Source organism: Mesorhizobium sp. M7A.F.Ca.US.006.01.1.1, from assembly GCF_003997935.1.
Classification (GTDB): Bacteria; Pseudomonadota; Alphaproteobacteria; order Rhizobiales; family Rhizobiaceae; genus Mesorhizobium.
On the sequence record NZ_RZQL01000273.1, the window covers coordinates 1 to 8874 of the forward strand.

The 8874-nt window shown below is 62.5% G+C and carries 12 protein-coding genes and 1 riboswitch; of the genes, 9 read left to right on the forward strand and 3 right to left on the reverse strand.

Going from position 1 to position 8874, the window contains the following annotated elements; translation table 11 throughout:
• Nucleotides 1-71: 71 nt before the first annotated feature.
• The 3 genes from EN943_RS31585 to EN943_RS31595 form a co-directional block, all read right to left on the reverse strand.
• Nucleotides 72-317, reverse strand: a complete 246-nt coding sequence (locus EN943_RS31585; protein ID WP_127415952.1) for a DUF680 domain-containing protein — start codon at nt 315-317, stop codon at nt 72-74.
• Between the two features lie 68 nt (nt 318-385).
• Complete coding sequence (locus EN943_RS31590; protein WP_027039901.1) at nt 386-586, reverse strand: DUF680 domain-containing protein; 201 nt, start codon at nt 584-586, stop codon at nt 386-388.
• A gap of 79 nt (nt 587-665) precedes the next feature.
• Entirely contained in the window at nt 666-863 is a 198-nt protein-coding gene (locus EN943_RS31595; protein ID WP_027039902.1) for a DUF680 domain-containing protein, read from the reverse strand.
• Nucleotides 864-1373: 510 nt separating this feature from the next.
• Nucleotides 1374-1576, forward strand: a riboswitch (cobalamin riboswitch).
• Between the two features lie 114 nt (nt 1577-1690).
• Here EN943_RS31595 and EN943_RS31600 point away from each other — a divergent pair.
• The 9 genes from EN943_RS31600 to EN943_RS31635 all read left to right on the forward strand — a co-directional run.
• The gene (locus EN943_RS31600) at nt 1691-2938 is read left to right on the forward strand and encodes an aromatic ring-hydroxylating dioxygenase subunit alpha (RefSeq protein ID WP_127415953.1); all 1248 of its coding nucleotides are present in this window, start codon (nt 1691-1693) and stop codon (nt 2936-2938) included.
• 25 nt (nt 2939-2963) lie between these two features.
• The gene (locus EN943_RS31605) at nt 2964-4064 is read left to right on the forward strand and encodes a hybrid-cluster NAD(P)-dependent oxidoreductase (protein ID WP_127415954.1); all 1101 of its coding nucleotides are present in this window, start codon (nt 2964-2966) and stop codon (nt 4062-4064) included.
• A gap of 171 nt (nt 4065-4235) precedes the next feature.
• Complete coding sequence (locus EN943_RS31610; RefSeq protein ID WP_127415955.1) at nt 4236-4667, forward strand: PqqD family protein; 432 nt, start codon at nt 4236-4238, stop codon at nt 4665-4667.
• A 48-nt stretch (nt 4668-4715) separates the two neighbouring features.
• Nucleotides 4716-5762 (forward strand): serine kinase, encoded by a 1047-nt coding sequence (locus EN943_RS31615; RefSeq protein ID WP_127415956.1) that lies wholly within the window; start codon nt 4716-4718, stop codon nt 5760-5762.
• The gene (locus tag EN943_RS31620) at nt 5759-6511 is read left to right on the forward strand and encodes a glycosyltransferase family A protein (protein WP_164778477.1); all 753 of its coding nucleotides are present in this window, start codon (nt 5759-5761) and stop codon (nt 6509-6511) included. The genes EN943_RS31615 and EN943_RS31620 overlap by 4 nt, the downstream gene beginning before the upstream one ends.
• A 55-nt stretch (nt 6512-6566) precedes the next feature.
• On the forward strand, nt 6567-7319 hold the full coding sequence (locus EN943_RS31625) for a glycosyltransferase family A protein (RefSeq protein WP_127415957.1): 753 nt from the start codon (nt 6567-6569) through the stop codon (nt 7317-7319).
• A complete protein-coding gene (locus EN943_RS31630) occupies nt 7319-7996 on the forward strand; it encodes a glycosyltransferase family A protein (protein WP_127415958.1) in 678 nt (225 codons plus the stop codon). The genes EN943_RS31625 and EN943_RS31630 overlap by 1 nt, the downstream gene beginning before the upstream one ends.
• Nucleotides 7993-8310 (forward strand): hypothetical protein, encoded by a 318-nt coding sequence (locus tag EN943_RS38565; RefSeq protein ID WP_245476050.1) that lies wholly within the window; start codon nt 7993-7995, stop codon nt 8308-8310. Before EN943_RS31630 ends, EN943_RS38565 begins: the two co-directional genes overlap by 4 nt.
• Nucleotides 8280-8874 (forward strand): nucleotidyltransferase family protein (locus tag EN943_RS31635; RefSeq protein WP_245476051.1); only part of this gene is annotated, 595 nt, incomplete at its 3' end. The genes EN943_RS38565 and EN943_RS31635, both read left to right, overlap by 31 nt.

The window sequence follows — 8874 nt, forward strand, 5'->3', positions numbered from 1 at the left end:
GGCGGCTTAACCGAAAAAAAGGGGGGGGGGCGGGGCCCGCCGCTCTTTGACTTGGAGATCGACTTCGGTTGTTAGTTGTTGCCGAAGAGGTTGCGGTCGGCACCTTGCGGAGCAGACTTCTGGGTGGCGTCACCCGACGAGTTCAGCAGCTTGTAAACCGGCGAACCGGTGTTGCGTACCGAAGAGGTGCGCGTGCTGTCGACCGAAGTCGTGGCGGCAGGCTGATTGGCACCATTGGAGCCAAAGTTGTCGCTGCCGGCGAAGGCACTGCCGGTGATGGCCAGAACGGCGGCGGCAGCAATAAGGATCTTGTTCATTTTAGTCTCCTGAATTCTGGATTTCGCCAGACGGCAGACACAGCTGCCGTCGGTTGCGAAATTGGTAATTAGCGACCGAACAGATTACGGTCGCTGCCCTGAGCGGGCGTCTGGGCAGCCGGTTCCGAGGTCTTGGTGGAAGCCGTGTACGACTGGTCCACCGCGGCGGCAGGCTGGTTGGAGCCGTTCGAACCGTAGTTGTCGCTGCCGGCGAAGGCACTGCCGGTGATGGCCAGAACGGCGGCGGCAGCAATGAGGATCTTGTTCATCTTGAATACTCCTGAATGTCTGAATTTTTCCAGGGCGGCGGGCGAGCCCGCCGTCGACCGGGAAACTGGGAATCGGCTGTTAGTTGTTGCCGAAGAGGTTGTGGTCAGCACCCTGGGCAGGCGCCTGAGCAGCCGGTTCCGACTTCTTGGTCGAAGCGGTGTACGAGCTGTCGACAGCAGTGGCTGCCGCGGCGTTCGAACCGTAGTGGTCGCTACCAGCGAAGGCGCTGCCGGAAATGGCCAGAAGGGCTGCGGCAGTGAGAATGATCTTTTTCATTTTTGGTACTCCAGTATCGTCTTTTTTCCGTCCGTCTAGCGGCGTGTCTTGGAAATAAAATCGCGTCGTTCGGACAGCCCCGATGTGGGAGGGCAACGTCGTCTTTTCCAATCACGAAGTTGTTCCGTGTGGACCATGAATCCACACCTTGAAATTGTGCCAAGGGAATCTAGATGTACATTTTTCTTATTTATATCAGCATGTTAGGCTTACCCATCCGATGGATCACCGACTGTTTCAAAGGCCCAGCGTTCACACCGTCCTGCACGCACCGTCAACAGAAACGAACCGTTCGGTTCGATTTTAGGGCAAGCTAATAGTCACTTTTCGAAACCGTTAGGCTTTTTTGACCCCCGCCAAGGGTCGGATTCGGGAAGATCGCAGCCGGCAAATGGCCGCCCGGGAGGCGAGATTTCGGCCCGCGACGATCTGCGGCAACGTTTCGCACGCCGTGTCGCGCCGCATGGATACGATGTCGTTTTCATGCCGACGGCGCGCTCGCGATCGTGGTTAGATCGTACCATCTCAGGTGCCGCTTCGTGACGACGAGGCGGAGAATTGGGAAGCCGGTCAGAATCCGGCGCTGCCCCCGCAACGGTGGTGGAGTTCAAGTCGCAACGGGAGACCACTGGGCAACTGCCTGGGAAGGTGTCGCGATGGTCCGCAAGGACAACTCCAGAGCCCGGAAACCAGCCCGTGATTTTTAGACTCGACTGATCGCGGTGGGCGGTCAAGAGGTGGATAGCGCATGTCCGGCACACAGCCGGCCTGCGTTTCAATCCTTCCTCCATCACCACCAGTTCAGTCCTTAGAAACGAGGACAGGACATGGATATCCGCAACGACATGCTGAGGCTCTTGAACAGCCGCCGGCAAGGCTTTTCGCTGGAGCAGCCCTTCTACACCGATCCAGACTACTTCAAGCTCGACATGGAGCTGATCTGGTATCGCGACTGGCTGTTCATCGGCCATGATTGCGAACTGCCGAAGCCAGGCAGCTACATCACCGTGCAGATCGGCGACTATCCGGTGGTCCTTGTCCGCGACCAGCACGGCAAGATCAATGCCTTCCACAATTCCTGCCGCCATCGCGGCAGCCGCGTGTGCAACACGGAGAAGGGCACGGCGGCAAAGCTCGTCTGCCCGTATCATCAGTGGACCTATGAGCTGGACGGCCGCCTGCTGTTTGCCCGCCAGATGGCCGACGGTTTCGACAAGAGTGATTTCGGCCTGAAGCCGGTCGCCTGCGAGAGCGTCGGCGGCTACATCTTCATCTGCCTGGCCAAGGAGCCGGCGGATTTCGCGCCGATGCGGGCGATGATCGAACCCTATCTTTTGCCGCACCGGTTGCGTGAAGCAAAGATCGCCTTCGAGAGCACGATCGTCGAGAAGGGCAACTGGAAGCTGGTCTGGGAAAACAACCGCGAGTGCTACCACTGCGCCGCCAATCACCCCGAGCTGTGCAAGACCTTCCCCGAGGCTCCGACCGTGACCGGCGTCCACGGCGCCGACAGCGACCCTGAAATGGTCGCGCACTGGGCCAAATGCGAGGCATCAGGCTTGCCGAGCAAATTCCGCATCGATCCGGCAGGGCAGTACCGCGCCACCCGCGCGCCGCTGCTGCGCGATGCCGTCAGCTACACCATGACGGGAAAGCGGGCTGTCCAGAAGAACCTGTCCGACAGCGTTTCAACCGACCGCATCGGTTCCTTGCTGCTCTATCACTATCCGACGACCTGGAACCATATCCTCGGCGACCACGCGGTCACCTTTCGCGTGCTGCCGATCAGTGCCACGGAAACCGCGGTGACGACGAAATGGCTCGTCCACAAGGATGCAGTTGAAGGCGTCGACTACGACCTCGCCGAGCTCATCCATGTCTGGACCGAGACCAACGACCAGGACCGCCGCATCGTTGAGGAAAACGCCTTCGGCATCCTGTCGCCGGCCTATGAACCAGGCCCCTATTCGGAACTGCATGAGGGCGGCGTGATCCAGTTCGTCGAGTGGTACGCGTCGTTCATCGGGCCGCGCCTTGCCGAAGGCGGCCGGCCGGCCTTGCGCAGCGTCGCCTAGCCCAGGGGACAAGAGGATGAATGCGATGACTGACCTTGGCCTCTATCGCCATCTCGACCAGATGACGCCCTGGAACGACAGGCTGCAGGTGCTGGAAGTGATCGGCGTCAGCGACGAAGCGCCTGACGTGAAGACCTTCACCTTCCGCTCCGACAACCAGACCTGGTTCCGCTACAAACCGGGACAGTTCGTGACTCTGGAACTGCCGACATCGGACGGGCCGCTGATGCGCACCTACACGCTGTCGTCCTCGCCGTCGCGGCCGTTCTCGATCGCGGTGACGGTCAAGGCGCAGGCGGGCAGCACCGGTACGCGCTGGATGTTCGACCATCTGACGCCCGGTTCGCACGTCAAGGCCTATGGGCCGACCGGCGACTTCTCGCTGCATAGTCACCCGGCGGCCAAATATCTGTTCATTTCGGCCGGCTCCGGCGTGACGCCGATGATGTCGATGCTGCGATGGCTGAACGACTGCGCGCCATGGACCGATGTCGGCTTCGTCAACTGCGCGCGCCGCCCGGAGGAGATCATTTTCCGCAAGGAGCTCGAACTGCTCGGCAGCCGTATGCCTGGCCTCTCGCTCGGCTTCATGATCGAGGAGCGCTCCAGCCGCGAGGGCTGGTTCGGCCATATGGGGCGCATCGACGCCATCCGGCTGCCATTGCTGGCGCCCGACTTCCGCGAGCGCGAAATCTTCTGCTGCGGCCCCGATCCCTTCATGCGCGCCGTGCGCGGCATGCTGGAGGCCGCCGGCTTCGACATGACGAAATACCATCAGGAGAGCTTTGCGGCGCCTGTCGTGGAAGAGATCCCGGCGCCGTTCGCGTCGCCAGTGGAAGACGGCGCCGCCGTTGTCGCCGAAGCCGTGACACCGATCCGGTTCTCGCTTTCGGATGTCGACGCCGAATGCGTCGCCGGCCAGACCGTTCTGCAGACCGCCCGCGCCTCGGGGGTGCGGATTCCCGCCGCCTGCGAGTTCGGCCTGTGCGGCACCTGCAAGGTGAGGAAGGTCGCGGGCGACGTCGAGATGAGCCACAATGGCGGCATCCTCGATCACGAAATCGAGGACGGCTTTATCCTCGCCTGTTGCTCGAAGCCGCTTTCGGCGCTTGAAATCGAGGCGTGACCGGCAGGCACAGTCAGAGACTGTCCATGCCCGCGCAGACTGCATCCGCGCTCGCCCGGGCCTGTGTGCCATCTTGCCAAAAACCCAGCAAATGGTTAGACGCCTGCAACGGTAGGGTTGACCGTAAGGCCCGAAGATCATCTCCGCGGCCTGCTTCGGCGGGGAGCAAACATGCGACAATCCGGCATCTATGCCATTGCCAACAAGGATATCGTCTTTGAATCCTTCGACGGCGAAGCCGTCGTTCTTGACCTGACCACGGGCAAATATTTCGGCTTCTCTGATTCAGGCAGCAGACTTTGGGAAGCTCTGTCGTCCGGCGTGCCTGCCTCCGAACTGGTCGGCGCCGCGACCGGAATTGGCGCCCTCGATGCCGCCGCGATTGACGGCTTTGTTTCACAATTGCTCGAATTCGGTTTGCTGGCGGCCGTAACCGATGGCGTGGCAAGGCCGGTTCCCAGCGAATTGCTGGCTCAGCTTGCTGCTGCCGGTGAGCCCCTCAAGGTCGACATTCATGACGACCTTGCCGACCTCATTGTCGTCGATCCCATCCACGAGGTCGAGGAGCCCCTCGGCTGGCCCGCGGTGAAGCAGGCCAACTGAAGCGCCCATCAGGTTCTCGTTGCCGGACAGCTCCGGAACAGGCAGACCATGCCGAACGTCACTCTCGAAAACCTGACCGACTACGCACGTCATGTCCTGGCGCAAGCAGAAAGCAGCGCCGCGCATTATCCGCTGACCCGCAAGGTGAGCTTGCCGCATCTGGATCTGACCGCGCATGTGAGCGCCGGCGCGTTGGCCGATGCCGTCGCTTACGGCTTTGTCACGGCTCCGGACCGAGCGCCTGCCGACATCTGCCGCATCTTCATCGCACATCCCGGTATTGACGGCATCGCGGCACCGGCAAGTTGGGGCCAGGGACCCTTCACGCAGCATGGCTTCGCCACCCGGCTGGCGGAAGCCGGATTGCGCGGAAACCATTTCCACGACCTGGATTTCTGGCAGTTCTATGATCCGCAACGTCGCGTTGGCGTGCAATTGATGGCCTCGGCCGATGCCTTTCCGCCGTGGGAGCCGGGAGCGCCGCTGCGCCCTTTCCTCCATTGGGAATATGCGGCTCGTGGCATGCGGCTGGCCCATGCGGGGACGCTCGGCATCGAGGGCAAGGGCGTGCTGCTGGCCGGCGCGGGCGGCGCCGGGAAATCCGGAACCGTCGCAGCCGGCCTTCTCCACGGGCTGGACAGCGTCGGCGACGACTATGTGCTGGTCGACCTCTCCAACCGCGTGACTGCCCGCCCGTTGTTTTCAACACTCAAGCAGGATCCCCAGGGATTCGCGCGGCTTGGGCTGGAGCACCGGCTGAAGGCGCATGGTCCGCTAAACTGGCAAGGCAAGCATGCTTTTCACATTGGTGACATCGCGCCTCGGCCGGTGCCCGAAACTCTGGACATCGTTGCGCTGCTGGTGCCACATATCGGCGGAGGCGGGGCAAGTTCGATCGTGCCGGTGTCGCGCAGGGATGCCATGATTGCCTTGGCGCCGTCCGGCATAGCGCAGATGCCGGGCGAGCGAGAGAGCGGCTTTCGCTTCTTCAGCGACCTGACCCGCCTGCTGCCGTGCTATCGTCTGTCGCTGGGGACGCAGCCACAGGAGATAGCCGCCACGATTGCGGACTTTCTCGCGCGGGGCGCTTCGTGAAACTGAGCGTGATAATGCCCGTCTACAACCGTGAGCGCTATGTCGTTTCGGCATTGCGCTCGCTGGTGCGGCAGCGGGACGCCGCCGATCTCGACATCATCGTCATCGACGACGGCTCGACCGACGGCTCTGCTGAGGCCGTGCGCTCGATGAGGCGCGAAAACGCCTGCATCCGACTGTTCCAGCAATCCAACATGGGCGTAGCCAGGGCGCGCAACGCCGGGCTGCGGCAACTGCCACCGGATGCGGAGTTCGTGTCATTCCTGGATTCGGACGATATCTCGCCGGCCGGGCGCTTCAAGAAGGACCTTGCGCGCTTCAGAGCAGACCCCGGCCTCGAGCTGACTTATTCGCTGATGACGCTGGCTGACAGGATTGACGACGAGCGGCTGGAGCCGGCTGTCGATAGCCACACGATGACGCTTCGGGGAATTTCGCTGAGCGCCGCCGTGTTCAGCAGAGGGCTTGTCAACAGGACGGGCGAGTTCGATGAGGATTTCGAGCAGGCTGAGGATACCGACTATCTGCTGCGCGTTTTCGAGGCGGGACCGAACTACGAATTGTTGGACGCCGTCGCGATCTACTACCGACGCCACGCCGGAAATGTCACCAGGGAGCATAGCGGCAGGGTCCGCAACCACTTGCGCGCGATCCACAAGTCGATGCGGCGGCGCAAGGCCGATCCGTCACGGCGAGAGGTTCTGGGCATCTTCGAATTGAAGAGCCCCGCCGATTGGCGGATGCTATGATGCTCGACACAATCGGGTCGGATCAGCCAAGCCCGCAACGCTGCTGGAGACGCCGATGAGGCTGAGCGTCATCATGCCGGTCTACAATCGCGAACAATTCGTCGGCCTCGCGCTGCGCTCGTTGCTCAGGCAGCGCGAAGACATCGATCTCGACATCATTGTCATCGACGATGGGTCGACCGATGGCTCGGCAGCCGTCGTACGGTCGTTGATCGACGAGGTCCCGTGCATTCGTCTTTTCCAGCAGATCAATGGCGGGGTCACCAAAGCGCGCAATGCCGGGCTGAAGCAGTTGCTGCCGCAGACTCGTCTGGTGTCGTTTCTCGATTCGGACGACATCTCCCCGATAGGGCGATTCAAGGCGGATCTCGCCTGCTTCGAAGAGGATCCTGGCCTCGACCTGACCTATTCGCGCATGACGCTGATAGACAAGATAGATGGCGAGACGCTGGAACCGGCTGCCGACAGCCACTCGATCACCGTGCGAGGGATCCACTTGTCCGCCGGGATCTTTGCGCGAGACCTCATCGAGCGCACCGGTGGTTTCGACGAGGATTTCAAACAGGCCGAGGACACCGACTATCTGTTGCGTATCTTTGAGAGCCAGACAAAATACGTTATGCCCGATACGGTGGCTCTCTATTACAGGCGTCATCCCGGCAACATGACCAAGGAAGCCGATGTGCCCTTTCGCGAGTTCATGCGCGCCATTCACAAGTCGATGAAGCGTCGCAAGGCCGACCCCAGCTTGCGCCGGGTGGAGGGGATTTTCGACTTCAAGGATCTCGCGCAGTGGCGGTTCCTTTGATGGCAGGCTACGGCGTCGTCATTCCGGCTTTCAACGCGGCGGCCACCATAGGCGCGGCCCTGAACTCCGTTCTGGCCCAGACGGCAAAGGCGGAGGCCATCGTCGTGGTCGATGACGGTTCAACCGACGATACGGCTGCGGTGATCGATGCGATGAACCTGCCGGTGACGGTGCTGCGGCAGGACAATGCCGGACCTGGCAGCGCAACGACCCGTGGCATTGCGGCACTCTCGACGCCGCTCATCGCGACGCTCGATGCCGACGATTTGTGGCTGCCGGACAAGATAGAACAGCAGCTGGCCTATCTCGGCCGTCATCCCGGGACCGCGGGCGTCTTTACGCACTGGCGGACGTTTCGCGGCGACAGGCCCGATCTACCCGAGGCGACCAGTGGAGCGGGCTGGTCGCGCACGACGATGATGATCCGCCAGGAGGTGGTGCCGAGCGTCGGTCCCATCATCGACCCACCAGGCGGTCGCGGCGAGATGATCGACTGGATCGCCCGTGCTCGTGAGGCAGGCCTTGTCCTTGCCATGCTCGACGACGTGCTTGCATTGCGCCGCATCCGTCCGGGCAGCCTTTCCTACGGCCGCGATCCGGCACGCGACAGGGGCTATCTCCAGGTCGCAAGGCTCGCCATGCAGCGGCGAGCCAAGAACAAGGCGGGTTCCAGTTGAACGCCAGGCCCGTTCGCCGCATCGGCCGCCGCTTCCCGGACTATGGCTGGTCGTGGCCCACCGGCCAGTTGGACCTGTTACTAAAGGCGGCGCTGCTCTCCGATGAGGACGCAGCCGCCGGCTGCGCCGCGCGCTGGCTGGACGAGAACGACATCGACCTCGTTTCGTTTCGAGAACATCGCCTGCTCGCCGCCATCTCCGACAGGTTCGGCAGGAAGCTGGCCGGGCATACCGCCCACCCGCGCCTCGTGGCCTGCAGAAGATGCTGTGGACGAAGTCGCGCATGGCGATGCGCGAGGCCGAGCCGGCGCTGAAGGCGATGGCCGACGGCGGCGCCGACATCATGCTGATAAAGGGCGCCAGCCGCATTGCCTTGAACGCGTCGGCGCAGCGTGGCCGGGTGGCGCATGATATCGACATATTGGTGCGCCCGCGCGACATGGCTGCCGTCTTCGACATCTTGCGCGATCGCGACTGGCAGATCGCCTCGGGCGTCAGCGCGCAATATCTGCGAACCCGGTTGGCGTCGCTGCGGTCGATGAACTTCTTCAAGGGCCGTTTCGGTGACATCGACCTGCACCAGCTCGGCTATGACGGGTCGCAGACGAGCGCGGAAGACGACCTGGCGATCTGGCAACGGGCAGTCCCGGCACAATTCAGCGGCGTCGCGGTCTTCGTGCCGTCGCCGGCCGATCGCATGGCCCTGGCCATCGCCCATGGCGGCCTCGACGCCCACACCCACAGTGACTGGCTTGTCGACTGCGCGGTCGCCATCCATGGCGAAGACGTCGATTGGGACATGTTCCTCGACATCGTCGGCAGACGCGGCCTGGCGGTTCCAGCGGCGGGGGCGGTTTTCCTTTTTGCGGTCCAGGACG